The organism is Methylobacter sp. BBA5.1 (genome assembly GCF_000746145.1).
In the GTDB taxonomy this organism is placed as follows: domain Bacteria; phylum Pseudomonadota; class Gammaproteobacteria; order Methylococcales; family Methylomonadaceae; genus Methylobacter; species Methylobacter marinus.
Genome location: NZ_JQKS01000018.1, coordinates 87965 through 113019, shown reverse-complemented (window position 1 = coordinate 113019; position 25055 = coordinate 87965). Strand labels below are relative to the sequence as shown.

The 25055-nt window shown below is 51.0% G+C and carries 23 protein-coding genes; 18 read left to right on the top strand and 5 right to left on the bottom strand.

Annotation, left to right across the window (positions count from 1 at the left end):
• Positions 1-25: 25 nt before the first annotated feature.
• From EK22_RS12550 to EK22_RS12540, 3 genes are all read left to right on the top strand, one after another.
• Positions 26-979 carry an N-acetyltransferase gene (locus tag EK22_RS12550; protein ID WP_036251392.1) on the top strand — a complete coding sequence of 318 codons (954 nt, stop codon included), beginning with the start codon at positions 26-28 and terminating at the stop codon, positions 977-979.
• A gap of 81 nt (positions 980-1060) precedes the next feature.
• Positions 1061-2896, top strand: a complete 1836-nt coding sequence (locus tag EK22_RS12545; protein WP_081917878.1) for an asparagine synthetase B family protein — start codon at positions 1061-1063, stop codon at positions 2894-2896.
• A gap of 165 nt (positions 2897-3061) precedes the next feature.
• On the top strand, positions 3062-4327 hold the full coding sequence (locus EK22_RS12540; protein WP_161786433.1) for an O-antigen ligase family protein: 1266 nt from the start codon (positions 3062-3064) through the stop codon (positions 4325-4327).
• Positions 4328-4461: 134 nt separating this feature from the next.
• On the opposite strand, the gene EK22_RS12535 is transcribed toward EK22_RS12540, so the two are convergent.
• The 3 genes from EK22_RS12535 to EK22_RS12525 form a co-directional block, all read right to left on the bottom strand.
• On the bottom strand, positions 4462-5940 hold the full coding sequence (locus EK22_RS12535) for a right-handed parallel beta-helix repeat-containing protein (protein ID WP_036251386.1): 1479 nt from the start codon (positions 5938-5940) through the stop codon (positions 4462-4464).
• 244 nt (positions 5941-6184) lie between these two features.
• A complete protein-coding gene (locus tag EK22_RS12530) occupies positions 6185-7396 on the bottom strand; it encodes a right-handed parallel beta-helix repeat-containing protein (protein WP_036251383.1) in 1212 nt (403 codons plus the stop codon).
• A 348-nt stretch (positions 7397-7744) separates the two neighbouring features.
• On the bottom strand, positions 7745-9298 hold the full coding sequence (locus tag EK22_RS12525) for a LamG-like jellyroll fold domain-containing protein (RefSeq protein WP_255360588.1): 1554 nt from the start codon (positions 9296-9298) through the stop codon (positions 7745-7747).
• 879 nt (positions 9299-10177) lie between these two features.
• Between EK22_RS12525 and EK22_RS23695 the strand changes: the two genes are divergently transcribed.
• From EK22_RS23695 to EK22_RS12510, 4 genes are all read left to right on the top strand, one after another.
• The gene (locus EK22_RS23695; protein ID WP_036297567.1) at positions 10178-10579 is read left to right on the top strand and encodes a VPEID-CTERM sorting domain-containing protein; all 402 of its coding nucleotides are present in this window, start codon (positions 10178-10180) and stop codon (positions 10577-10579) included.
• Positions 10580-10663: 84 nt separating this feature from the next.
• Entirely contained in the window at positions 10664-12349 is a 1686-nt protein-coding gene (gene xrtE / locus EK22_RS12520; RefSeq protein WP_036251379.1) for an exosortase E/protease, VPEID-CTERM system, read from the top strand.
• A 293-nt stretch (positions 12350-12642) separates the two neighbouring features.
• A complete protein-coding gene (locus EK22_RS12515) occupies positions 12643-13242 on the top strand; it encodes a polysaccharide biosynthesis/export family protein (protein ID WP_020157519.1) in 600 nt (199 codons plus the stop codon).
• A 95-nt stretch (positions 13243-13337) separates the two neighbouring features.
• Complete coding sequence (locus tag EK22_RS12510; RefSeq protein ID WP_235209331.1) at positions 13338-14534, top strand: hypothetical protein; 1197 nt, start codon at positions 13338-13340, stop codon at positions 14532-14534.
• A 227-nt stretch (positions 14535-14761) separates the two neighbouring features.
• Here the strand turns inward: EK22_RS12510 and EK22_RS12505 are convergent, their stop codons facing one another.
• Positions 14762-15139: a rhodanese-like domain-containing protein gene (locus tag EK22_RS12505; protein ID WP_036251376.1), complete on the bottom strand. Its 378-nt coding sequence runs from the start codon at positions 15137-15139 to the stop codon at positions 14762-14764.
• A 446-nt stretch (positions 15140-15585) separates the two neighbouring features.
• On the opposite strand from EK22_RS12505, the gene EK22_RS12500 reads away from it, so the two are divergent.
• Positions 15586-16275, top strand: a complete 690-nt coding sequence (locus tag EK22_RS12500) for an ABC transporter ATP-binding protein (RefSeq protein ID WP_020157516.1) — start codon at positions 15586-15588, stop codon at positions 16273-16275.
• A gap of 31 nt (positions 16276-16306) precedes the next feature.
• Positions 16307-17098, top strand: a complete 792-nt coding sequence (locus EK22_RS12495) for an ABC transporter permease (RefSeq protein ID WP_036251373.1) — start codon at positions 16307-16309, stop codon at positions 17096-17098.
• 253 nt (positions 17099-17351) lie between these two features.
• On the opposite strand, the gene EK22_RS24935 is transcribed toward EK22_RS12495, so the two are convergent.
• On the bottom strand, positions 17352-17525 hold the full coding sequence (locus EK22_RS24935; protein WP_020157513.1) for a hypothetical protein: 174 nt from the start codon (positions 17523-17525) through the stop codon (positions 17352-17354).
• 359 nt (positions 17526-17884) lie between these two features.
• On the opposite strand from EK22_RS24935, the gene EK22_RS24275 reads away from it, so the two are divergent.
• The 9 genes from EK22_RS24275 to EK22_RS12455 all read left to right on the top strand — a co-directional run bounded on the left by EK22_RS24275 (position 17885) and on the right by EK22_RS12455 (position 25028).
• Positions 17885-18064 (top strand): hypothetical protein, encoded by a 180-nt coding sequence (locus EK22_RS24275; protein WP_152565095.1) that lies wholly within the window; start codon positions 17885-17887, stop codon positions 18062-18064.
• 359 nt (positions 18065-18423) lie between these two features.
• A complete protein-coding gene (locus EK22_RS12490) occupies positions 18424-18672 on the top strand; it encodes a hypothetical protein (RefSeq protein ID WP_020157512.1) in 249 nt (82 codons plus the stop codon).
• The gene (locus tag EK22_RS12485; RefSeq protein ID WP_036251370.1) at positions 18662-20227 is read left to right on the top strand and encodes a cytochrome ubiquinol oxidase subunit I; all 1566 of its coding nucleotides are present in this window, start codon (positions 18662-18664) and stop codon (positions 20225-20227) included. Before EK22_RS12490 ends, EK22_RS12485 begins: the two co-directional genes overlap by 11 nt.
• A 36-nt stretch (positions 20228-20263) precedes the next feature.
• The gene (gene cydB, locus EK22_RS12480) at positions 20264-21343 is read left to right on the top strand and encodes a cytochrome d ubiquinol oxidase subunit II (protein ID WP_051961878.1); all 1080 of its coding nucleotides are present in this window, start codon (positions 20264-20266) and stop codon (positions 21341-21343) included.
• 13 nt (positions 21344-21356) lie between these two features.
• Positions 21357-21500: a cytochrome bd-I oxidase subunit CydX gene (gene cydX / locus EK22_RS23690; RefSeq protein ID WP_020157509.1), complete on the top strand. Its 144-nt coding sequence runs from the start codon at positions 21357-21359 to the stop codon at positions 21498-21500.
• Positions 21501-21672: 172 nt separating this feature from the next.
• Positions 21673-21960: a sll1863 family stress response protein gene (locus EK22_RS12470; protein ID WP_036251367.1), complete on the top strand. Its 288-nt coding sequence runs from the start codon at positions 21673-21675 to the stop codon at positions 21958-21960.
• Positions 21961-22009: 49 nt separating this feature from the next.
• A complete protein-coding gene (locus EK22_RS12465; protein ID WP_020157507.1) occupies positions 22010-22240 on the top strand; it encodes a ChaB family protein in 231 nt (76 codons plus the stop codon).
• 494 nt (positions 22241-22734) lie between these two features.
• Positions 22735-24210, top strand: coding sequence for a lipopolysaccharide biosynthesis protein (locus EK22_RS12460; protein WP_020157506.1), 1476 nt, complete (start codon positions 22735-22737; stop codon positions 24208-24210).
• Between the two features lie 77 nt (positions 24211-24287).
• Positions 24288-25028, top strand: a complete 741-nt coding sequence (locus EK22_RS12455; protein WP_020157505.1) for a hypothetical protein — start codon at positions 24288-24290, stop codon at positions 25026-25028.
• Positions 25029-25055: the final 27 nt, after the last annotated feature.

The following is a 25055-nucleotide window of genomic DNA, read 5'->3' as shown; positions in this document are numbered from 1 at the left end:
TTTCACGGTTTAACAGGAGGATTGAATGTCAAAAAACATGGCCGCATCCCTGCCGTCCGCAAGCCGGATTTTCACCAAAGAGACGCTGATAAACGGCAGACCCGCTCAGACTGAGCACATTAAAATCGGCAAGCAGACGTTTTCGATCGAGCGAGGCCTGCTCACTGTCGTCCGTCTCGAGGATGAGTGGTATGAGGATATTGACGAGCCGCAAGCAGTGGCCAGGGCGTTACAGGAAAATCCCGGCTTCAAACCCGATCTTTTCACTTTTTGGCAACGGATGCCGGATGTCGAGCCCAGGTACGCCTATTATCAGGAATCGGAAGATTTGGCCGTGATCCCGATTACGACTTATGACCACTGGTGGAGCCATCAAATCAAGTCGCGAGTGCGCAGTCAGATCAGAAAAGCCGAAAAGGATGGCGTGGTGGTCAGGGAAACAGTGTATGACGACGACTTCGTGTATGGCATGACCGCTATCTTTAACGAAGCGCCAATCCGTCAAGGCCGGAAATTCTGGCATTACGGCAAGGACTTCGAAACGGTCAAGCGCCAGTTTTCCCGCTACCTGTTCCGGGAACACATGATCGGCGCCTATTATCAAGGTGAAATGATCGGGTTCATGATGCTGGGCGATGCCGGCCGGTTCGGCCTTACGGGGCAAATCATCTCCAGCCTCAAGCATCGCGACAAATCCCCCAATAACGCTCTGATTGCCAAAGCTGTGGAAGTATGCGCGGCGCGAAAGCTGGATTATTTGATCTATGTTTTCTGGAGTGATGATTCGCTCGCCGAATTCAAGCGGCGCTGCGGTTTTCAAAAAGTGAGCATGCCTCGCTACTACATTCCGTTGACCTGGAAGGGTGAGTTCGTGTTGAAGTGCGGCGCGCATCGCGGATGGCGGGCGATGTTGCCGCAATCCGTCAAAAAACCGCTCAAGCAGCTCAGAGGAATATGGAACGGATTGCGGCAGAAATGAGCAGGCTGCGCGATTTTGTATCCGGCCGGCTTCGCGAGACCCAACCTTTGGTTTTTTAATTAAACAAGCACGGGGAATACAATGCCTGGAATAGCCGGAATAGTCAGTCGCCGACCCGCCGAGGAGTGTCAGCGCCTTGTGGACGCGATGATCAAAAGCATGAAATATGAGCCGTTTTACGCATCGGGGACCTGCTTCGCGCCGGAAATCGGCGTCTATGGCGGCTGGGTGGCGCATGACGGTTCCTTCGCTGCCCGTCAGTCCGCGCACGGTGATCGCGACGCTGTAACCCTGCTGTTTTCCGGCGAGTGCTTCTTTCCCTCTCCGGACACGCGGGCCGGGGCCGATGTGGATCGGTTGCCGCGCCGGTATGAGGCCGAGGGTGAGCGCTTTGTCGAGCAGCTCAACGGGCTTTTCAGCGGTTTGCTGATAGACCGTCAACGGAAGCGTGCCTTGCTTTTCAATGATCGCTTCGGCATCGAACGGATATACGTTTATGAAGACGGCGACGGCACGGTTTTTTTCGCCAGCGAGGCGAAGGCGCTGCTGCGGGTTGTGCCGGAGCTGCGGGCCTTCGACGATGAAGGGGTGGCACAGTTCCTGACGTTTGGCTGCACCCTCGCCGGACGAACGTTGTTTCGCGATCTGCGCTTTCTGCCCGGCGGTTCCGTTTGGACTTTTGGCAAACATACCGGCAATCGTAAAGAGCAATATTTCCGCCCCGAACAATGGGAGTCGCAAGCGACTTTAACTGAGGAGGCTTTCGAACGGGAGTTTATGGAGACCTTCGCCCGGATACTGCCTCAATACCTGTCCTCCGATTCCCTGACCGGCATATCGCTCACCGGCGGGCTGGATACGCGAATGATCATGGCCGGCATCCACGGGAATGCGTTCAAGCCGACCTGTTACACGTTTTCAGGCTTAACGGAAGACACGCTGGATGTTCGGCTGGCGGCCCGCGTGGCTCAGGTTTGCGGTCTCGAACACCGCGTTCTGCGCATCGGCACGGATTTTTTAACCGACTTCGGGCGCCATGTCGACCGGACGGTGTTCGTGACGGACGGCTGTGCCGGCGCTTTGACGGCTCACGAAATCTACTTCAATGAACAGGGCCGGGCGCTGTCTCCGATTCGCCTGACCGGAAATTTCGGCAGCGAAATTCTCAGAAGCATGTCGACGTTCAAGCCGGCCAGTTTTCCGGCGGCACTGATCGATGCGGACTTTAACCGACTCATTGAGTCATCCGTGCAGCGCGTGTTTGATAAGCAAAAAGCGCATCCGGTCGCCTTTGCGGCTTTTCAGGAAATCCCCTGGAACCTGTTCGGCACGCTTGCCGCCGGCAGGTCTCAAGTGACTTTTCGCACTCCTTATCTTGATAACGAAGTCGTCGCGCTCGCGTTTCGAGCGCCGGCAAGCGCCCGCCTGTCTCCCCGGTCCGCCCTGCGCTTCGTGCATGAGAACAACCCGGCGCTTGGCGGAATCCCCACTGATCGGGGGGTAATATGGGGCGGCCGCGGTCCTTCTTTCATGGCAAGGCGGCTTTTTTCCGAATTTACCTTCAAACTCGATTATCTGCACAAGGAAGGGCTGCCGCATACTCTCTCGCCATTGGACCCGCTCATTGGCGCTCTTTCGAAATTCGGGCTGCTCGGGCTGCATAAGTTTCTGCCTTACAGAAGCTGGTTTAGGCGAGAGTTGGCCGCCTATATCGGTGAGGTATTAAACGCTGCTCAGACGCGGCAGTCGCCTTACTGGAATGCTCAATTCCTGGCATCGATTGCCGCGGACCATAGCGGCGGGCGAAAAAACTACATCAGGGAGATTCATGCCATACTGACGCTGGAAGCGACCGAGCGCCTTCTGATTCGGGGTTCTTCGGAGCCTTCCGGAACAGCCGCTGAAAGGGGCAATTGAAAAAACAGGACGCCTTTGCATTGGGATTATTGAACTTCATATTCATAGATTATGCCGCCATCCTTAGCCACTTTATTGACATTCTCATTCATTTTCGTTCTCTTTCGCCGGGATTTTCACAGGCAGGGCGAAGTCAGTGCGGCACTGTGGCTGCCGGTGTCATGGATGACGATTACGACAACGCGGTTCGTTTCTCAGTGGATCAACCTCGGGTCAGGGCAAAGCGTCAGCATGGCCGAAGGAAGTCCTGTCGATGCGCTCTATTTTTCAATACTGATCATGGCGGGCATGCGCATCCTCGCTCTCCGGCGTGTGGTCGTCGGCGATATCCTGCGAAACAATCCCTGGATGGCGGCATTTTTTATTTATAGTTTTCTTGCCATCGCATGGTCTGATTTTCCGTTTGTCGCCTTCAAGCGCTATATCAAAATCCTCGGCCATCCGGTGATGGCCTTGATCATTCTCTCCGATCCCGATCCTGTTAATGCATTCAGGACGGTTATGAAGCGATGCGCTTATATCATCATGCCACTCTCGGTTCTGCTCATCAAATATTACCCTCAGTACGGCAGAGGCTTTGACGCCTGGGTGGGCGGGGCCACCAACAACGGGGCCATGCTTACCAAGAGCGAACTCGGCTTGGGGTGCATGTTGTTTGGCTTGTTCTTCTTGTGGAACCTGTTAACGGCGCGACGCATTGAGGATTCCCGTATCAGGCGAGAGGAACTCCTTCTCAGCACCGGATTTCTCTGCATAATCGGATGGCTGTTGCACATGGCCCAAAGTTCAACTTCTCTCGTCACCCTCCTGATCGGGGCGGCCACGATCAGTATGATAGGCATGCCGATCATCAACAAGCGATTTATTGGAACCTATGTGGTTGTCGCGGGCCTCGTGGCTGTCTGGGCTGAGTTTACCTTCGATGTATATGATACTGTCGTGAAGTTGCTAGGGAAGAATCCGACGTTGACCGACCGGACCGAGGTTTGGGAGGATTGCCTGGCCCTGGCTAGTCATCCCCTGTTCGGCGAGGGGTTTGAAAGCTTCTGGTTGGGTGAGCGACTCGATATTCTCTGGGCGAAATGGTGGTGGCAGCCAAATCAGGCGCATAACGGCTATATTGAAACGTATCTGAATACGGGAATCATCGGGGTGTTTCTATTGGTCGGACTGCTCATATCGACTTTCCGCAAGATCCGTATCGATCTGTTGAGTGATTTCGACTTTGCCCGCCTGCGGCTCGCCTTTTTGTTTGCCATTATTTTCTATAACTATACCGAAGCCACTTTTAAAGGCGTTTCCATTGTCTGGACGGTTTTCCATATAATCGCCATTGAGTACCCAAGGCCGCTAAAAACGCGTACCGAGCAAGTCGTTCAGCATCAGAGACGATTCCGCTACAGTCAATTCCGCTATAAAAAAACGTCGTGACAAAGAGCAGTAGGCTATTTGCTTTGTCTGGCAAGCGGGGATGTTAGCCTCTTGTGCCGGGTTTCCGCAAAGCGCCAACCCAGCCTACCCGCTGTCTCTGATGGGTGCCTATTGGCTGGATGACATTAAATCGGTTAGGGAATAATTCGAAGATTCGGTGGCGGAGCCATCGGCATTGCCCCGGCAGAACTGTATTCATAAGCCCCTATATCCCAGGCCGTCCCTTGCGGGCGTGGAATGCTATTGATGCTGTCAGCGAAGGCGCCGGCAAGGGCTGTTCCTCCGTCTATCGCGCTGCTTCCGGCATTCAATGACAAGCCATCGGTGTTGGGGCGAAGATCTGTCCCGTAATCGCCGATGAAGCCGGTGGGTTTTTTGCTCGTATCCTTAAAGCCGGGGTCGGCGCTGACCAGTAAGTTGTTCGACCGGCTCTGTATGGCGCTCGCATTCCGTAGCGGGTTGCCTGTATATTGCACAATGTTATTCCTGAACTCGAAGGTGTTCACTGTTGACGAATGTCTGCCCAGTTCGATGAAGGTATTGACGAACGTGTTGTTGTAGACGAGGAGGTCGAGGGTTCCGGCATTTCCGCTTAAATTGAAGGCGCCGCTGGTGTTGTTGTCGTATAGGATATTGCCATGAAATTTCAGCTGCTTGGCGCCATTTTTATAGAGCCGGACAATGCCGTTATTGGACGGGGTCGTAAGAATATTGTTTTTGACGGTAACATTATCAGCACCACGCTGTTTGCCGTTATTTTCAGGTCCGCTGACAAATATGGCCGACGAGTTCACATTGTGGACATAGTTGTTCTCTATCGTCGAGTTATAGACCCAGCCCTTGATGACGAATCCATGGCCTCCATTTCCCGCGGCATAATCCCGGTCTAGTCCGGTGTTATATACGTTACATCCCCGGACGGTAATGTTTCCTATTCTTGAATTCGGATCGTCGTTAGGATACAGGACGATGGCGTCTCTACCGATATCATGAACCGAGCAATTGATGATTTCGACATTCTCGAGAATGCCGCCGCTGCCGCCGAAATTACTCATCGCGATGCCATATTTATATTCTCCTTTCGACTGCTCAGTGAAAACATGATGGACTTCGACGTTTTCAACCTTCTTTGTCGCTCCGTTCATCAAGCGCCAAAAACCATGATTGATGTCGATACCGTTCGCGGACATATTATTCACGTCCACTTCAAATCCCTTGAAGAGGGTTTGATTAGTGGGATGATCTGTAAATCTGATAACGCCATTATCGTTGAAATCTTGGCCCGCCGTTATTTTTGCCCTGTATCCGGTCGTCCCGGAATCGGCTTCCCATTGGTCGCCGATATAACTGACGCCGCCTGCCAGAAAAAGTCCCTGGGGACTGCCGGCAACCGTCCAGTTGTCGTCCCTGTCAAAGTAGACAGTATCGCCCGCTTTTAACTGGCCTGACCCGGTGTATGCCGCCATTCCCGGAGAATGCTTCCAGGGACTGCTTGGGCTGGTGCCGCTATTGCCGTCGTTTCCGCCTGTCTGATCAATATAGTAAACAGCGGCATTGGCGGCTGGATCATAGGTTAACAGTATGAATGCCAATAAGGTTTTGGATGCGGTCATTTTGTCGATCCCTCCAATTCAGGGCGTAACGCGCTGAATCGGCTAAGCCCGGCAGGTACAGAAAATCCGGGCCAGGGAAGCCGCCGGCTTTCCTGGCTCCTAAAGGCTGGAATTTATAAGGATCTGGCTAGAGCGGCTTCCTGAAATGAGAGCCTTGCATAGGTTGTGCCGGCCAGGAGCAGTCGCTCCAGGCGGCACAGCCTATGTTTAAACAGGAACTGATTGACGGCCAAATCCTAAACGCTTATTGGATGCGCAGATTGGACGGAGGTTGCATTTCGTTCGTCGGTCCTGTTGTCGGACCTGTTGTCGAGCCCGTTGTCTGGGTCAACGGATGAGGGTAGGTGTAAGGAGTGTAGCCGGGCTTGCTCGAGCCATTGACGGCATCGCGTCCCCACTTGAAATAGGTCTCCCAGTTGTGTCCGCAAGGGTTTCCCCATCTCCATCCGTCCTGAATTGCTACCGTTCCCGTATTACCCCATATATAAATAGGGTCGGTAAAATACTTGGTTCCATCATAATTCTGGCCAAGCTGCCGTGGAACCGGATATTTTACATTCTCGCAACTGCCTTGCGGCCTGGCATCTTCCGCTCCGCGAATAGAGAAGTGAAGCTCTGCTTTATTGCCCCAGTAAGACCCGGCAAGATTTGCTATCTGATTATTAAAAATAACGCCGGTCCCGCCGCGAATCCAGACAGCCCAGTTCTGATTGGCGATCTGGCTGGTGCCGCCGTCATGTTTCCAGGTATTGTTATAAACCTCGAAATGCCTGACGCCTTGAGAAGATGTTGCCAACCCGTGGCTGTTAAACGATGAATACGTCAGGGTGTTGTATCTATAAACGCAGCGAGTGGAATCATCGCAATCAATGCCTTGGTTTGCGCCGCCATAAAAAGTATTGTTTTCGATATAGTGATTCCGCTTTCCTGTCGTATCCTTACTCCCCATGGTATCGGCCGTGCCCCACGAATTTCCGGAATCCTGGGAGTCTTTGGGCTGAATAAAAGAATCATCCTGCTCGCCGGTAAATGAGTTTCCGGCGATAATGACCCCGCCGGCCACATTCAGGCTGAACAAACCGGAGTTGCTTATCGTAAAGGCATTGTCCTGGATGACCACGGGTTCAGTATTTTGCCATGAACCGCCGATCGTCCAGCCCTTGCTCCCATTGCCGCCGCCGCTTTTTGAAAAGCTGAATCCGGAAACACGGATAGTCCCCGCGGCCTGTTTGGTAATTGTATTGTTGCCGGTCAATGTGATTTTTGTCTGGCCAACGCCAGCCCCTTTAAGATGGATTGCCTTGCTGATCGACAAACCGGACCATGAGCACGAACCGGCGGGTACTTGCACCGTGTCGCCGGCAGTCGCCGATGAAATTGCACTGGATACATGGGTTTGCGAGCAACTTTCGGCACTGACAGTTGCCGCCCATGATTGATTGGTTATGCCTGCCATACCTATTGCTAATACGGTAAGGCAGCGGATTCGAAAGATTGACATATTCACAGAATTTTTCCTGGCTCTTTGTTGCACGAGCTCGTTTGTTTATTACTTACAACGGTTGATCATGAAACGGCAATAATGCGCTATTCATGATCACGTCGGTAGTTGATTGAAAGTTAGGGAGTTGATAATGCAGGATCATCGCGCTTTCCTTGGTGTGCGTGTCAATGACGCTGAGACAGAGAATGCTGACTAAACATTAAACCAGCATGCATCCGCCTTGGGGCGGCAGACGGAACGGACATCGCACCGGGCGATGCACGTTCCATCATTATGCCACTTAAGCCGTCAGTGATTCAGTCAATAGCCATTCCCATAGACCGACATCGACGCATTGGCTTTATAGCCATCGCCCGAACCAGTCCATGTGCCGGGCAAGTCTCTCAGACTGCGGCCGGAACTCTGCTCTATCACGCCTGTTCCTGAACCCACTTGGTTCAGAAATCCGATTTCTCCATTCAGTCCCAGTATCGCAATCCAATAAGGCTGGTTCGCGGTAACAGAGGCGCTGGCAATGGATACTGAGTTCCATGCATCAGGTTTAAGCGTTTTCAATGTACCTCTGCCGATAAGCTTTCCGGGGTGGCCGTTATTATCGGAATAAATACCGGCAGCCAACTGTGTCGCGGTTGTGCTGGCATCCAGATAGACCTGCACATCCGTTACCATGCCGGCCTTTTCAGGTACCGTTTGGTAAGCTTGTGCAACGCCTTGCGGTCTGTTTTCGACCCAAGGTTCTTCATTCCGGTCGCCCATGACAAACTGAGGCGGATTGGAAACGCTGATTGCGGTTGTTTTGTTGCTATTGATTTCCGTTGCGGTCAAGGCGCGATTGTAAATCCGCATCTCATCAATATAGCCTTTGAAGTACTCGCCCCAGATGCTGTTTCCACCAATGCGTAACACGCCGCCGGATTGGCGAATCAGGCCTTTTTGTTCCTGCTGGGCCACTTCGGCGCCGTTCACATAAAGCCGTTGATATTGGCCGTCGTAGGTCGCCACAAGATGCGTCCACTGATTCGCCGGCAACTGGTTGGGGCCGGAGATAATACGGTAATCTCCATTATTGATATAAGAAACAGGTAGATTGGCATCTTCATTGGCATAGAGGCTGTAATCATCGCTACCGCCAGCTATTTCTTTAAAGAATACCGTTTTTCCGCCAATTGTCAGCGACTGCGGGTATACCCATGCTTCGAGGGTCATGCCGGTTGAAAGTGCCAGCGATGCGCTGTTTTTGACAGTGACCCAATCGTTTACGCCATCAAACTTCAGGGCTTTCCCATACCGGCCGCTGAAGATTCTGACGGCCTCCTTGATAGTGCCGTGGTTGCCATTGCCCGAGGCATCGACAACAGTTTTGCCATTGGTTTCCTCAAATCCATAGGCTGCCACCAAGCCATCATTGCCGGAATCTGTACCGGCATTTTCGCCAGTAGACCCGCCGGGGCTTTCGGTAGTGCCGCCCGTTCCAACGCCAGTTCCTCCGTCGGTTCTTCCATCTGTTCCTCCGCCGGTTCCGTCTTCATTTTCATTGTCGGTTCCGCCGGTCGTTGTGGTGACCGGCACCGTCATACTGACTTCATTGGAATAGCCGCTTTCGGTGGATCGGGCCGAATCGTAGGCCTTCACTCCGAAAAAATATTGAGTACCCTCTTGCAGTCCCGATACCGTGAGGGTGTTTTTGTTACCGACATCGATGCTTGAGTCGTAATGGCCGCTGCTTTGACCGTAAGACACTATATAACCGCCGACATTGGGTGAAGTGCTGGCGTCCCAGGCGAGGTTTGTGCTTCCTGCGAATGAATGACCACTGAATGAAAACAGGGCAAGCCCGATCGACCCAAAGCGCATGCACAATCCGCTCAAGGAAGTATGTGTAAAATAGTTGTTCATAATAATTTTTATGGCCCTCTTATATTGTAGGAATTGGGCTTAAGAGTAGTAGATGACTTTGCAAAAGGTTGTGATGAAGTTCATCAAACAGAAGGTGGGCTAGTATTGTTTTGCGCTTGGAGATTGAGGTGGAAAATTGAAATAGCACAATTTCCAGTGAGCTATTCAAAAGCGCCTGTCAATTTAATGAGCATCAGACACATCATAAGTATTCGTGCTAATAGGCATTTGCATTAAACAGCAAGATAATTGGGCAAAATTCTTTTCTTCTTATGGCGCAATACATTAGCTAGCTGGGATTGATCAAAAGTTTACGCACTCAATCTCAACTGACCACGAACTCCAGTGAATCCAGCATGTAAAAACCGTTTGTTAAAAGCACTGAATAAATTAAAAAGACCTTGAAGTACGTATTCCCCCGTAAAACTAAAGCACAGCCATGGTAAGGCGCATTAATTAAAAACGTCTTAACTACGTAAAATTACTTAGATTGAGTAAGGATTAATCAAGCGATTATGATTGGACTTAAGCAGTGGATCCTAAACAGGCGTTCTGGCAGTCAATTCCCTTGGTACGGGCCATGGAATGCAATTCCAATCAGAACTGCTGGAATGAAAAAATTGACCTTCAGGTCATCTGCGGGAAACAGCGGCTAAGCCGCGCGATTAGTGTTTTTGGGATAGTGAAAATAAATGCAGGCAGTGTGTGAACGATAATCAGAAGAATTTATCTAAAAAACACAGGATAAGATAGGCGAAAGCTAACCACCATGGCGTTAAATTGCGTTTAGTGGTTAGGCTTTTATCTGTAAACGAAGAGGATGCGTAAGGAGGACCAATGAATATTCAGCAACTGATATTGGCGAGTGTAATAATTATGTTCCTGGCCACAACAGGCAACGTTTGGGCCGAAGATAGCGAAAACAGCCCAAATACGTCGGTTTCATCCTCTCAATCAACGTCAGGTCAGATATCTCAAACAATACCTATACAGTCATGGTTAGATCAGCTAGACGCCTGGAGGGAGCAGTTGAATGCGTGGAGGGAGCAGTTGGCTGTTTGGCGTTATCAATTATCGCAAATTGATCCTGACCGGACAGGTGTGGGTTCCGGACCTGTACCGGGTGGAGTTCGTGATGTCGTTCCCGAAATTGATGCCGCATCTGGAACCAGTGCGATAGTTCTGCTGGTGGGCGCTTTACTGCTGGCAGGCGAAAGGTCCCGGTCTCGACGCTCTTAGCATTCCCTGGCGTTGACCATTAAAACCGGAGCAGAACACTGTTTTCTGATTCGGTTTTTTTTGTTGAGCGGATAATGCTTGAATATGTGGTGTAATTTCGCCGGTCCGCCGCTTCAAATCCGGTCCGTCGCCGCAAAGCAGTTAGCGGTTCGCTGGTTATTGCTGTTAGCACTCATGGCATTTGAGCTCGTGGCGATAACAGCCCGCTATGAGGCACCGCGTTTCCTGGCAGAGGATGCCGACTGGTCAGCGAAGCTGTTTCATTCTTCGAAGGGGATTTGGCATGCGGGCCTTTGGGTTGCCTGCGCTTGTCTCCTGATGCTCAGTCCGCGGCTTAAGGCTATTCTTGTCAAGGCACGTGAACAGTCAAAAGAATACCACTGGTTGGTTTGGTTGGCGGTTCACGTACTCGCTTTCGCCGTATTCGCGTTTGCCACGGAGCTCATATTTGAAGACCCCCTCAATCCCTCGCGTCTTTCGGGGCCCTGGTTTATCAGCTGGATTGTGCTGGCCGGCACAAAATTGTTGTCATGGCTGCTGGCTTTAGCCCCAGGATATTTCTGGTTGCGATTGATTCGCCAGGAATATGCGGCATTATTCATGGGCTGCTTGTTAGGATTAGGCGCCTGGATACTCGTAGCGACCCTTAGCCGTTACGACACCTCTCTGTTGGGTCAGGAAAATTTTTGGAATTTCCTGGCCGTGCCTACTTTGCAGCTCGTCTATTCCATGCTTGGCTGGGTATATTCCGACCTTGTCTACCAGCCAGAAGAATTCCTGTTAGGCACGGCTGTTTTCCAGGTTGAAATCACGCATTTTTGTTCGGGTATCGAAGGTATTTCCCTGATCACTATATTTCTTGCCGTTTATCTTTGGCTGTTTCGTAAAGAATTACGTTTTCCGCATTCCTTCTGGCTTTTTCCGCTCGGTATAACCGTGATTTGGTTAGCCAACGCCGTGCGCATCGCCCTTTTGATCGCGATCGGCACGTCCATGTCGCCCGAAATAGCCTTGCAAGGCTTTCATGCGCAAGCCGGCTGGATAGCGTTTACCGTAATTGCGCTAAGCGTAATTGCCCTGTCGAATAAGATGCGGTTTTTTGCCGTTGCCGGGCCAGACTTGCCGGTTGCTACAACCGGTAAATCTCTCGCCGCCGCCTTGCTCGTGCCCTTATTGGTTATGATGGCAGCCACGATGATGACCTCGGCTTCCTCCAGCGGCTTTGACGTCCTCTATCCCATGCGTATTGTGGCTGTCGCTGCCGTGCTTTGGTATTTCCGCAAGGCGTATAATGGCCTGGGTTGGCGATGGACCTGGCAGGCTCCGGCCATCGGGGGCGCGGTGTTCATGATCTGGATGCTGCTGGAGCCAAATGTCGACAGCAGCAAGACGGCGTTATCACAAGGTTTGGCGGCACTTGCCGATGAGATGGCGGCGGTCTGGCTGCTGTTCCGTGTATTCGGGTCGGTCATCATCGTGCCTCTGGCCGAGGAACTGGCCTTCCGCGGTTACTTGATCCGCAAGTTGATTGCGAAAGATTTCGAAAATGTACCACTCGGGCGGTTCTCATGGTTTTCGTTCATACTTTCATCTATATTGTTCGGGCTATTGCATGAACGCTGGATTGCGGGGACTTTAGCGGGAATGGGGTATGCCCTGGCTCTTTACCGCCAAGGGCGGCTGGCCGATGCCGTCATTGCGCATATGACGACTAACGCATTGATTGCTATTTGGGTTTTGGCGCAGGCGCGATGGTCTTTATGGTCATGACCAAGGATGCAAGGTGATAGTTAGTTAATAAGTATAAGTCCTGTTTTACGGCCTTCTTTCAATAAGAATAAATCTATGATAAGAATAAGGCCGTGATTAAAAATCATGTTGAGAAATTTGCTCCGTTCCACAACCAAAGCCAGCGATGCCGCCCCTCGATAGCGTTCTTTAGGATGCGGGCTTGAAGCATCGATTTTTTTTCATCTTGAATCAGTAGAAATCGACATCTTTCATATTCAGCTTGTTGGTGAATATATTAATGAATTAACGCGACGGTTCCGGATAACTAGCGAATGAATACATTCATCTTGAAGAGATTGACACTCCCGTATTTTAAAGGCCGTCATTTAGTGCTGTTCCTCGGCTGCTTACTTTGGTTGTCAGCTCAGCCTTTTGCCCTGGCAAACGCGATTTACCACCTCAATCCAGGCGATAAACTGGAAATTACCGTTTGGGAAGAGGATAAGCTAAAACAGGATGTTGTGGTGCTGCCGGATGGCACCATCTCTTTTCCCCTGATCGGACACGTGGCCGCCGCCGGCAAAACGACCGAGGATCTGGCCAGCTTGCTGCGAAAGCGTCTTAGTCAGTATATTCCTGACTCTGAAGTAAACGTCAGGCTGCTTGCCGCGGACGGCAATATGATTTATGTCACTGGCGAGGTTGCCCATCCGGGGGCGTTTGTGATGGCAAGACCTACGGATGTGATGCAAGCTTTGGGCATGGCCGGCGGTTTAACGGAGTTCGCTGAAAAAAACAGCATACTGGTCCTGAGGCGTGAAGCAGACGGTCGGCTCAAATCCTTGCCTTTCAAGTACGGTGAAGTTGAGGATGGTGAGAATATAGAATCGAATATATTGTTGCAAAGCGGCGACACTATCGTTGTGCCTTGAGTTTTTTTTCAAAAAACATGTGTCGCGGCCGGAAAATCATATTAGTTGTTATGGCCTGCATTGGTTTCGGGAAGGACGCGGCAGCAGTCGAATGGATGCTGAAAGGTTCTTTGAGCCAACAGGTGGAATACAATGACAACATTTCGATGAATCCTGTTCGTAATGATTCTGTTGTCGGATACGTTTTGACGCCAACCTTACAAGCCAGCCGAAAAACCAGGGTATTGGATATCGCTTTCGAAGGGCAAGGGGACATTCGTCGCTATGATGATTCGCTTTGGGATTGTGATAAATACAATCTAAGACTGAACAGCGATTATCGGACCAAACGCAGTGTTTTCAGTTTAAAAGGCGAGTACGCCGTTAGTTGTACCTATGCCCAACAAATCCTGGATACAGGACTGCTTTTACCCAACAGCCAGACTGATAACTATCAGCTGGCACCTTCATGGGTCTGGCAGTGGACTCCTCGTGATCAATTGATCCTGGATGCTTCGTATTCCAGGACAAGTTACAGCATTCCACTTGACGGTATCGATGCAAGTGTTAGTAATGATTTCTTGAATTTCAGTGGCAATGAGACCTATACCGTCAATCTGGGTGGGAATCATGAATGGAGTCGACGTCTTTCTTTAAATGGAAAATTTTATTTTTCTCACATCCGATATACCGGGGGGGTGGACGCCTCGGCTCAAAACCTGTTTGGCTTTCAACTGGGCGCGAATTATACAATCAATCGCAGCTGGACAGTGAGTGCCGCTGGAGGGCCGATATGGATTGATGAAACCAGAAGCAACTCGGCTGATGTTTCGTCCGAACAGAGTCCTTCATTGTCCTTGGGAAGCGCTGCTAATATCACTTTAAGCTATGATGATCGGCTGAGCCAATTCTCCGCCGGTTTCTCCAATGCTGTTAACCCAAGCGCCATCGGCCAAACGCTGCAAACCAACTCAATCTTCGCTAATTATTCATACCATTTGACCCGGCATCTTGTGCTGGATTTCACGAGTAATTTTACCCGTAGTGAATCGATCGAAGGCCAGCCGAGTAGAGATCTGACCGGTCAATTTGATCGCAGTTATTTCTCCGTAGCCGCAGGTATTGCCTGGGAGTTCGCGAAAAACTGGCGGCTCAAAGGCAGCTACATTTACAGTTGGCAGGATTTTCAGCAGGACAATCAGGATTTTCAGTCGGACCTTCAGGCGCGGAACTTATTTGTGGGAACGAGCGATTCTAACGCCGTGATGGTTTTTCTGAATTATTCCTGGGATGGAATCCGGCATTCGCGTTAGCGGTACTGAAAATCAGCTTCGTATGCTTGGCGGGCGTAAATGCGGGCATTTTGCGGAATTTGCAGGATTAATCGCCCGCGCAATGACTCCATGTGATAGTTCAGTATTCATGCCGGTTTAAATCGGTGTGCCTGAAGATCAGGCACATAACCCTGACGGGCAAGCTGCTTATTTAAGCCAATCAGTCGGGTTGTTCGGAAGTACTAATGAAGACCTGGTAACGGTAATCATTCAAAATCAAGTCCCGCTTTTCTCCAGGCGTTTGCGCCGCCTTCAAGATTGGTCAAGTCATGGTAACCCAGTTTATAAAAAGACCTGGCCGCCGCATTGCCCATGGGACCGCCTTCGCAATAGAGATAGATAGCGGTATTTTTATCTTCGGGCAGCAAGTCTTTGTATTTCTCTACTTCGTCGTAAGGAATAAACAGGTCGGTTCCTTTTATATGCCGCTGTTTGGGGGTGTGAACATCAACAAGAAATATGTCCTGCTGTTGCATGATCCGGTTTAATTCCGTCGGGGTTACAACTTTCACATAGTCCGGCTTTTGAAACGTACAGCCGGTAACGAGGAAAATCAAAGCGATGATGAGATAATATTTTTTCATAACGACAGGTTTGGGGCTCATTAAGGCAAGCAATGCAAGGATGCCGGTCGATGAGTATATTGGCTTTGGCACTGGCCCACAACTTTATCTAAACCGGCCGACCAAAAACGATCAGACATTATCCTGTCGCGCCAGGGCTTTACCAATTTATTTGAGAGAAGTACCGCCGTATTGGTTTGCACGCAATAGTTTATCTCCGTTTCGCTCAATCCCATCTTACTGCCAGCGGGCGCGCTTGCGGCCGTGAAGACGCATTAACTGCACTCTTTGACAGTTCACTGATTATTCCGTTTTGATCATTGATGATTAACAGGGATGGCTATTTCATGCTAGGCTAAACCGGTACAAATCCGTACAGGGATGCCAGCCAATTTGATCAGTGTTGATTACCGACAGACTTAATCCCTTACTTTGCCGGGCAAATTCAAATTCAGAAAAATCACGCAATGTCCCCTATTATCCGATTCGACCAGGTATCGGTCAGCGTCCATGAAAAAATGTTGCTGTCCGATGTCAGTTTTGATCTTTTCGCCGGCGAGAAAGCCGTGCTATGCGGCAAGTCCGGTTCCGGTAAGAGCAGTGTGCTAAGGACTTTGCTAGGCCTGCATCCATTAAGCGGGGGCATGGTTTACTTTCAGGGGGAACCTCTTGACCCCGCTTCGATTTTGACTATCCGAAACCATACCGCTTATGTCGGGCAAGAGCCGATACTGGGGGCTGAAAGCGTGCGGGAAGCTCTGCTATTGCCCTTTGGGTTCAAAGCGCATCAGAGCCATAAGCCCCGGGAAGATCAGATCATTGAGGTATTGCGGCGCTTGCACTTGCCGGCGGATATTCTGCATCAGGAAAGCAGCCGTATTTCCGGCGGGGAAAAACAGCGAATTGCCTTGGCACGCAGCCTGCTGCTGGGCAAAAATCTCTATCTGCTGGACGAGGTTACCAGTGCGCTGGATACGGCAAGCAAACAAGCCGTGTTCGATGTTTTTTCCGATTCCAGTCTGACGGTTTTGTCAGTAGCCCACGACCCCGATTGGATGGCGCGGTGTGATCTCGTTTTTGAGCTTGAAGAAGGGCGTCTGACAAAACGCAGCGGGCGGTCCGGTAAAGTGTCCAATATGCAGGATACCGGTGTATAGCAACTTTTAGATTCATTACAGGCAAAAGGCAATGGAAACACTCGATATCGCGCTACCCCGGATGGCGATGCTGTATGGACTCTGTTTGTTACCCTGGCTGCTGCTCTGGCTGACGGGCCTGCGTTTGAGCCGCGATATCGGTATCGGCATCCTGCGCATGAGTATCCAGTTGGCGCTGGTTGGCATCTATCTGAAAGCGCTGTTCGACCTTAACAATCCCTGGCTGAATGGGTTATGGATATTGCTGATGCTGCTGGTCGCTGATTGGAGCATTCTGCGCCGGGCAGGGCTTAAAGCCCGTTATTTTTTTCTCGCTACCTTTATGGCTGTGGCCTCCAGCATAATATTTTCCACCGCCTATCTGGTGGTTCTGGTCATTCAGCCGGAGCATTATTACGATGCCCGGTATATTGTGCCTTTGGCCGGCATGATTCTCGGCAACTGTCTGCAAGGAAACGTTATCGCCTTGGAACGGTTTTATTACGCCCTGCGAAAAAACCAGCTGGAATATGAGACCTTCCTGATGCTGGGAGCGACTCGTTGGGAGGCGGTGCGCCCTTACTATCGCGCCGCGATCAAAGCGGCAATCAACCCGGCCATTGCCAGTATGGCTACCATGGGACTGGTATCACTGCCCGGCATGATGACCGGCCAGATTTTGGGCGGTAGCGATCCCTGGATAGCCGTGAAATACCAGATCGCCATCATGATCTGTATTTTCACCAGTACTGTCATCGCCTGTATTTTCAACCTGAAGCTCAGCTTGAATATTGCGTTTGACGCGTTTGATGTCTTAAGGACTGAAATGGTTGACAAGCATTGACCGAGGCCGGAGGCATTATGCAGTGGTCGAGTTATTTTATCGACATCACGAGATGCCTGCTTTTGTCAGGGCGTTTGATGATAATGAAAAGGTGGCGCTGAGCCGTGCCGGAGAACGGATGGAAATGCTGAAAGGATGAGGTGTTGTGGAAAAGGAGAGCCTATAAACAAAAAACTTCCAAGGCCGTGAAGCCTTGGAAGTCATTAAGTTGCTACATGAAAAATTGATCCGGGCAGCATATCAGGCAAGATGGTCATTCGCATTGCATGTGTCCTGCATGGGCCCGTTTACGGTTCAGGTTGACGTTGCTGGCAATGGCTGCCGCCGCGAACAGGGTGGACGAGATGATAAATTCTCCTGAAACAAAACCCAGCAGGCCGGTAACAAATACCACGCCAGTCAAAATATCTTTATAAAAGTCACTCATGTGTAAATCCTCAATCAAGTAAAAAGGTTGCTTAAATTGCAGCTTAAATATACGTTAGACTTTTATAGGTAACAATAGCGCAAAAATTATATTAATTGTTTCTTATTTGTATGCAATAAATTAATAGTCTTTTAATAGAGGCAGGGTAAAGTAGTCAAGGATTGCCATGACTCGTTCAACGCCATGCTTTTATGGCAACTGGCCCGAAAACGGCAGTCATGGCTGCTTCTGTTTATATTTGGTCTTAGTATGCTGGCGATTGCCTAAAGAACGCGCATAAAATAACTTCCTCAAGTGCGCGGACGAATTTCCGGTGTAGGTGCGAATTCATTCGCACCTACAATTCCCTGATTTATTCCATGCCCATTACTAAGGCTTTTTACCTGGGCGAAATGCCGGCCAGGCTGGCGTGCCAATTAATCCTGACGGGCCGCCCCGAAACGGGACCATCTTTAGCTTTTCCTTATACATCTCTATCGAGCTACCTGCTGCTCTGGGGAACGCTTGCCGTTATAGGCGAACCGATATCGCTGAGATGAAAAAGTGCATCCGCCGCTATCTTTATAAAACCCGGACAAGTTTCTAATCCCCAGCTTCAGTTCAATCCTCGGCAGAGTCATTACTGGTAAAGGCATTGTGCGTTTTATTATCAAACCGGTACTCACCGGCTTTTTTCTTCAATCTCCATAAATGACGCAAAAAAAGACTATCGCATAAAGCGGTTGGAAAATATATTTTAGAAAATAATAAAATTCTAATATACTATGAAAAAGAGAGCCGGGTCTGTTGCCAGGCAATCTTGGGGCTTTTAACCTCGCTTTCAACACTAATCGGCGAATCGGTTAAGGATTGATAAAGTCCCGTATTCTGCTTTAATGGTTAATTTAGGGGAGCCTCAATGGCAAACTCAGCCAAGATAAATCGGATTCTGCCGCATCCCGGATTGCTGCGATGGGAAATCGGCATTGCGTTATTGATCAAAATCATTTTGTTGACGGGGCTTTGGTTCCTGATTTTTCGCTGGGAAGGCCAACCGGCGCCGGCAAAACCCGATATTGCGCAGCACTTTGCGTTGCCCGCCAAACACGCGGCAATCACCTCCGGTCTTTCATCTCAATCTTATAAGGAGTCCAGCCATGTTCGGTGAAGATGTTGTCATGCTGTCGAGAATGCAATTCGGTCTGACGGCGCTTTACCACTTTCTGTTCGTGCCGCTAACCCTGGGCATGACATTTATCCTCGGTATTATGGAATCGGTCTATGTCATGACCGGTCGCGAGGTCTACAAGGACATGACTAAATTCTGGGGCAAGCTGTTCGGCATCAACTTTGCCATGGGCGTGACCACCGGTTTGACGCTGGAATTCCAATTCGGCACCAATTGGGCCTATTATTCGCATTACGTTGGTGATATTTTCGGTCCGCTGCTGGCAAGTGAAGGGTGGATGGCCTTTTTCCTGGAATCAACGTTCGTAGGGCTGTTTTTTTTCGGCTGGGACAAACTCACCAAGGTGCAGCATTTGGTCGTGACCTGGCTGCTGGCGGTAGGCACCAGCCTGTCGGCGTTATGGATTCTGATCGCCAACGGCTGGATGCAGCACCCCGTGGGGGCTGAATTCAATTATGAAACCCTGCGCATGGAAATGACCAGTTTTGCCGATGTGTTTTTCAATCCGGTCGCCCAGGTCAAGTTTGTTCACACCGTCGCCGCGGGCTATGTGACCGGCTCGATGTTCGTGTTGGGCATCAGCTCCTGGTACTTATTGAACAAGCGCGATATCGGCTTTGCCCGCCGGTCGTTTTCGATCGCGTCAGCGTTCGGACTGGCTTCGGTCCTGTCGGTGATCGTGCTCGGCGACGAAAGCGGCTATACCTCCGGCGAAACGCAAAAGATCAAGCTGGCGGCAATCGAAGCGGAGTGGGAAACCACGCCGGCGCCAGCCAGTTTTACGGTATTCGGTTTTCCCGATCAGGACAATGAAAAAACCGATTTCGCGATCAAAGTGCCTTATCTGCTGGGGTTGATAGCGACCCGTTCAGTCGATGAAGATGTGAAAGGCTTGAAAGATTTGCGTAATGAGAGCGCCGAACGCATCAAGCGCGGCATGGTGGCTTACGCCGAGCTGCAAAAACTGCGCAGCGGCGACAGCAGCGAGCAGACCCGCCAGCGCTTTGATGCGTATAAAAATGACCTGGGCTATGGATTGCTGCTGAAGAAATATACCGACCGAGTCGTGGATGCCGATGCGGAGATGATTCAAAAAGCGGCCAATGACACGATTCCGAAGGTGGCGTTGCTGTTTTGGTCGTTCCGCATCATGGTGGCCAGCGGGTTTACCATGCTGTTTATTTTCGCCATCGCCTTTTACCACTGCGCCGTGCGCAATGCCGACCAGAAACCCTGGTTGATGCGGATGGCGGTTTGGGGCATCCCATTGCCCTGGATCGCCGCGGAAACGGGCTGGTTTGTCGCTGAATACGGCCGTCAGCCATGGACCATTTCCGGCATTTTGCCGACCCATATGAGCGTTTCCAGTCTCAGTAGCGAGCAGCTCTGGTTCAGCATCGGCGGCTTCGCGTTGTTTTACACGGTGCTATTGGTTATCGAGCTATACCTGATGTTCAAGTATGTGCGCCTGGGCCCCAGCAGTCTTCATACCGGACGGTATTACCATGAACTGCAAGCCGGCCAAGCCCACTAGTACGACAAGCTTCAATCATTCAATAAGGGTCACATTATGTTCGATTATGAAACCATCCGCCTGATCTGGTGGCTGTTTATCGGTGTCGTCGCCATCGCCTTTGCGCTGACCGAAGGCTTCGATTTCGGCGTTTGTACGTTACTGCCGCTGCTGGGCAAGAGCGATATCGAGCGCCGCGTTATCATCAATACGGTAGGCGCCACCTGGGAGGGCAATCAGGTTTGGCTGGTGTTGCTGGGCGGGGCTATCTTCGCGATCTGGCCCGCCGTGTATGCGACGCTGTTCTCGGGGCTGTATGTTGCGATGCTGCTGGTATTGTTTTCCTTGTTCTTCAGGCCGGCAGGCTTTGATTATCGCGGCAAAATCGAGAATCCGGTCTGGCGCAACGCCTGGGATTGGGGGCTGTTTATCGGCGGAACGCTGCCGCCGGTGCTGTTGGGCGTTTTGATCGGCAATTTACTGCTGGGTCTGCCGTTCCACCTCGATCAGGATTTGCGCGCTTTTTACGACGGCTCGTTCTGGGACTTGTTAAGTCCGTTCGCCTTGCTATGCGGAGTGGTCGGCTTGCTGGCCACGACATTTCATGGCGCGCTGTTTCTGAAATGGCGCACGGAAGGTGTCATCCATAACCGTGCCAGAACGGCTGTGGCCGTGCTCGGCCCATTGCTGCTGGTCAGCCTGGCAATGGCGATGTCATGGCTGTTGACGGCAGTCGACCGTCCTGAAATTACGCACATGGCGGGCACGTCCGCGGCTTCAAATCCGCTCAACAAAACCGTTGTCGCGGCTGGCGCCGGCTGGCTGAGTCATTTTCTTGCCGAACCCTGGATGCTGCTGGCGCCCATACTGGGGTTTGCCGGACTGGTCCTGGCCTGGCTGCTGGGCAAAGGGCGATCCACGGCCGGAGCTTTTCTGATGAGCAGCCTCGGCATCGCCGGCGTATTGTTGACGGTGGGGTTTGGACTGTTCCCGTTTCTGCTGATTTCTACCACGGATCCGCGTTCCAGCCTGACCTTATGGGATGCCAGCGCCAGCCATGCCACATTATTGCTGGGGTTCTGGATTACCGTGGTGTTTTTGCCGATCGTGCTGAAAGATTCACACACACTTTATTAATTGGGAGATACAAATGTGGTACTTCACCTGGATACTGGGCGTCGGTTTCGCGGCCACTTTCGCCATCATTAATGCCATGTGGCTGGAATCGAACTGCGATATCGATAACCAGGGTATTGATCCGACTTGCGACACGCCGCATAAAAACGATGCGTAACCGAATATAAAGGGCCGGACCTGGCCCTTTTTTTATGTCCGAAACCAGAAAACGGCCAATGGCTTCCAAGGAACTTCTCGGGTCGGGCGTAAGTCATTTTGTCATGGATTCGAGACAACGGTTTGACGACGGTTATTGCTAAATCCTGATTAACCCATGGCAGGAGACCAACATGAAGCAGCGGGAAGTCTACGTGCATAAATTGCAAACACAGCTGGATGAATGGAATGCCGCGATTGATCAGCTGAAAGTCAGGGCGGATCAGGCCGAAGCCGATGTCAAAGCTGAATATGACAAGCACATTGATGAGTTACGGCAAAAGCAGCAGAGCGCATGGAGCAAGCTGGAGGAACTCCGGCAGGCCGGCGATGAAGCCTGGGAAAATTTAAAGGCTGATGTCGAAGCCGCTTCGAATAGTCTGGGCGAATCGGTAAATCTGGCGACGGCCAGGTTTAAATAAGGAGCGGTGGCCGGAATTTATCATCGAATTCTTGATTTGGGAGGAGAACATGCCTTACAAGCGTTTAAGTGATTTGCCGGACAATGTCAGGAATCATTTGCCCACGCATGGCCAGGAGATCTATCTGGCGGCCTATAACAATGCTTGGGACGAGTATAAGGATCCCGAGGATCGTTACGGTGATGATGACCGGGAGACCGTTGCCCATAAAGTGGCTTGGGCGGCCGTCAAAAACAAATACGAAAAGCGCGGCGATGAGTGGGTCGAAAAAGAGGATTAGCCTCGTCAAAACCTATACGAAAACAACAATCGCTTCAAACGACACATCAATTCAGTTTTCTCTTTTTTTTGCCTTTTACCGCCGGACCTCATGAAAATCAGGCATTGACAGGCACTTTCATTTTTTCTGATTGTCCGGCACAGTAAACCATAAAAAATCTCACCGGCATCCTATCGGTTATATAATGCCGAGCTGGCTAACCGCAACCGCGTTGGCATCTTAGGAACGTGAATTTTATAATTCCCGCAAATGACTTGTCTTTCCGTCCCTCTTCGGCGTTGCCTACAGGGATGTAGGTAAGGGGCGTGAGCAGGAGCGGAAGCTTTGCGCAAACAGTTACATGGCTTGCCATGCGCCTGTTTGCGCGCCTTGAATATGAACAGAAATCCTGCCTCATTTGCGGGTCTTATTTCATTCCCGTTCCTTAGATTCCGGAGCGGCTCAGTCGGCTCGCGTTCCCTGCGAATATTTCTTTAATCGATCAACAGGATCAAATGGGCATTATAAGAAAACTGGCATCCCAAACCGCAATCTATGGCTTGAGCAGTATTTTCGGGCGCTTTCTCAACTATTTGCTGGTGCCGCTGTACACCTATTACTTTTCGGCGGCGGAATATGGTGTGGTGTCGGAGTTTTACGCCTATGCGGGATTTTTTTCCGTGCTGTTGCTGTTCGGGTTCGAAACAGGCTTTTTTCGTTTCCGCGACAAGGAATCGCCCGGCCGCGATGTGGCTTATTCAACGGCGCTGATTTTTGTCGTCCTGGTCAATCTGGGCTTTTTTCTGCTGATTCGGTGGCTCAATGCTCCGCTGTCGGCGGCACTGCATTATGCCGATCATCCGGAGTACGTGCTGTGGTTTGCGACTATACTGACGCTGGATGCGATGACGGCTATTCCGTTCGCCCGATTGCGGGCCGAGAACAAGGCGCTGCGTTTCGCCAGCATCAAGGTGATCGAGATCATGATAACGATCTTGCTAAGCCTGTTTTTCATCGTTTATTGCCCCAAGGCGCTCGAACAGAATCCCGAATCCTGGATAGGGCGGGTTTACGATCCGGCTGTCGGCATAGGATATATCTTCATTGCCAATTTACTGGCCAGCCTGTTTAAGTTTTTACTGTTGACGCCGCAGCTGAAAGGACTGGCCTGGGGCTTCGATTGGCAATTGTTTAAGCGCATGCTGCGCTATTCGCTGCCGATGGTCGTGATTGGCTTCGCCGGTATTGTCAATGAAATGCTTGATCGCGCCCTGCTCAAATACCTGCTGCCCTATGACGAAGTCACTAATTTGAAAATGCTCGGCATTTACAGCGCCTGCTACAAGCTCTCTGTTCTGATGTCATTGTTCATTCAGGCTTTCCGTTATGCTGCCGAACCGTTTTTCTTCGCCTATGCGGACAATAAGGATGCGCGCAAGGTCTATGCCGATGTGCTCAAGTTTTTTGTGATTTTCTGCGTGTTCATTTTTCTGATGGTGACGCTGTTTATCGATTTCTTTAAATATTTTATCGGCGAGGAGTTTCGCGCCGGGCTCGATGTCGTGCCGATTCTGTTGCTGGCCAATCTGTGCCTGGGCATTTATGTCAATCTGTCGATCTGGTACAAGTTGACTGATCGCACCGTGATGGGGGCTTTTGTCTCGTTTGCCGGCGCGGCCTTGACGGTCGTGCTTAACGTCTGGTGGATTCCGACTCTGGGTTATGTGGGGTCGGCATGGGCGACTCTGGCCTGTTATGGCATGATGGTCGTTATCTCTTATCTGTTGGGCAGGAAATATTATCCGGTGGCTTATGATGTCAAGCGCGTGATCGGCTATGCCGGCCTCGGCATTGCCCTGTATCTGGCGCATGACCGGTTGCCGGTCAATGCCGGTCAGCCGGCATGGCTGTCCGGCATAGGATTGATGCTGGTTTATATTTTAAGCGTCGTGCTTTTTGAAGGGCGCCGGATAGCGGTCAGGCCTGCTTGAAATAGAACCTCCGACCAAAAGCGGTGTCGTAAATTGTAAACGGCTGGTTTGCGGTTTGTTGGCAAGAAGGGGATGGCATGGCTTATCGTGGAATTCGGAATTACGGACTTTTGGCGTTATTGGCCGGCTGTTTGCTGGCCGGCTGCAGCACGTATAAAGAACGAGTATCGCCTGTGCTCTTGCCATCGGCTTCCGTCGGCCATATCAATATCAGAGGCGCCAGGATTGCGGCAACCTCCTATGTCGATGAAAAAAAGGCTAAATCGGTATTCGGGTATGACGTCAGAGGGATGGGCTTGCTGCCCGTCCGTCTGGTCATCGATAACCAAAGCAGGGAAGAAGTCAATTTACAACCGCAGCAAACTTTTCTGATCGATAATCTGGGCCAGGCATGGCCGTTGTTGACGATCGATCAGGCCTACCGGCGGGTTAGCGAGGATGTAGAGTTTGGCGAAACCTTGAAGGGTACTATAAGACCGTCGGTCTTGATGGGCGCGGCCGGCGCGCTGGCAGGACTGGCAATCGGCATCATTAGCGGCAGCAATATCGGCGATACGACCGGCAAGGGCGCCATGGCAGGAGCCGCGGCCGGCGCGTTGTACGGCGGAGCCACTACGCATGACGAATACGGCCAGCAAATTCTCAATGATCTGGCACGCTATTCCCTGCGGACCGAACGCGTATCGCCCGGCGAGCTGGCCTACGGTTATTTGTTTTTTCCGGGCCGCGATGAAGCCCGGTCGGCCAAGGCATTGCGCCTGGGCGTCATGTTCGGAAAGGACATGCAAGTCGTGACCATTCCGTTGTTTGAACAATAAACACTTCGCTGAAACATGCGTTTCTGC

Bases quoted from the DNA above. Each gene is read 5' to 3' on its own strand.
- EK22_RS12495 (WP_036251373.1), top strand. From the start codon at position 16,307: ATGGAAACACTCGATATCGCGCTACCCCGGATGGCGATGCTGTATGGA.
- EK22_RS12485 (WP_036251370.1), top strand. From the start codon at position 18,662: ATGTTCGGTGAAGATGTTGTCATGCTGTCGAGAATGCAATTCGGTCTG.
- EK22_RS24275 (WP_152565095.1), top strand. From the start codon at position 17,885: ATGCCCATTACTAAGGCTTTTTACCTGGGCGAAATGCCGGCCAGGCTG.
- EK22_RS12515 (WP_020157519.1), top strand. From the start codon at position 12,643: ATGAATACATTCATCTTGAAGAGATTGACACTCCCGTATTTTAAAGGC.
- EK22_RS23695 (WP_036297567.1), top strand. From the start codon at position 10,178: ATGAATATTCAGCAACTGATATTGGCGAGTGTAATAATTATGTTCCTG.
- EK22_RS12470 (WP_036251367.1), top strand. From the start codon at position 21,673: ATGAAGCAGCGGGAAGTCTACGTGCATAAATTGCAAACACAGCTGGAT.
- EK22_RS12505 (WP_036251376.1), bottom strand. From the start codon at position 15,139: ATGAAAAAATATTATCTCATCATCGCTTTGATTTTCCTCGTTACCGGC.
- EK22_RS12460 (WP_020157506.1), top strand. From the start codon at position 22,735: ATGGGCATTATAAGAAAACTGGCATCCCAAACCGCAATCTATGGCTTG.
- EK22_RS12530 (WP_036251383.1), bottom strand. From the start codon at position 7,396: ATGGCAGGCATAACCAATCAATCATGGGCGGCAACTGTCAGTGCCGAA.
- EK22_RS12500 (WP_020157516.1), top strand. From the start codon at position 15,586: ATGTCCCCTATTATCCGATTCGACCAGGTATCGGTCAGCGTCCATGAA.
- EK22_RS12550 (WP_036251392.1), top strand. From the start codon at position 26: ATGTCAAAAAACATGGCCGCATCCCTGCCGTCCGCAAGCCGGATTTTC.
- EK22_RS12540 (WP_161786433.1), top strand. From the start codon at position 3,062: ATGACGATTACGACAACGCGGTTCGTTTCTCAGTGGATCAACCTCGGG.
- EK22_RS12535 (WP_036251386.1), bottom strand. From the start codon at position 5,940: ATGACCGCATCCAAAACCTTATTGGCATTCATACTGTTAACCTATGAT.
- cydX (WP_020157509.1), top strand. From the start codon at position 21,357: ATGTGGTACTTCACCTGGATACTGGGCGTCGGTTTCGCGGCCACTTTC.
- EK22_RS12465 (WP_020157507.1), top strand. From the start codon at position 22,010: ATGCCTTACAAGCGTTTAAGTGATTTGCCGGACAATGTCAGGAATCAT.
- EK22_RS12525 (WP_255360588.1), bottom strand. From the start codon at position 9,298: ATGCGCTTTGGGTCGATCGGGCTTGCCCTGTTTTCATTCAGTGGTCAT.
- EK22_RS12490 (WP_020157512.1), top strand. From the start codon at position 18,424: ATGGCAAACTCAGCCAAGATAAATCGGATTCTGCCGCATCCCGGATTG.
- EK22_RS24935 (WP_020157513.1), bottom strand. From the start codon at position 17,525: ATGAGTGACTTTTATAAAGATATTTTGACTGGCGTGGTATTTGTTACC.
- EK22_RS12545 (WP_081917878.1), top strand. From the start codon at position 1,061: ATGCCTGGAATAGCCGGAATAGTCAGTCGCCGACCCGCCGAGGAGTGT.
- EK22_RS12510 (WP_235209331.1), top strand. From the start codon at position 13,338: ATGCTGAAAGGTTCTTTGAGCCAACAGGTGGAATACAATGACAACATT.
- EK22_RS12455 (WP_020157505.1), top strand. From the start codon at position 24,288: ATGGCTTATCGTGGAATTCGGAATTACGGACTTTTGGCGTTATTGGCC.
- cydB (WP_051961878.1), top strand. From the start codon at position 20,264: ATGTTCGATTATGAAACCATCCGCCTGATCTGGTGGCTGTTTATCGGT.
- xrtE (WP_036251379.1), top strand. From the start codon at position 10,664: ATGTGGTGTAATTTCGCCGGTCCGCCGCTTCAAATCCGGTCCGTCGCC.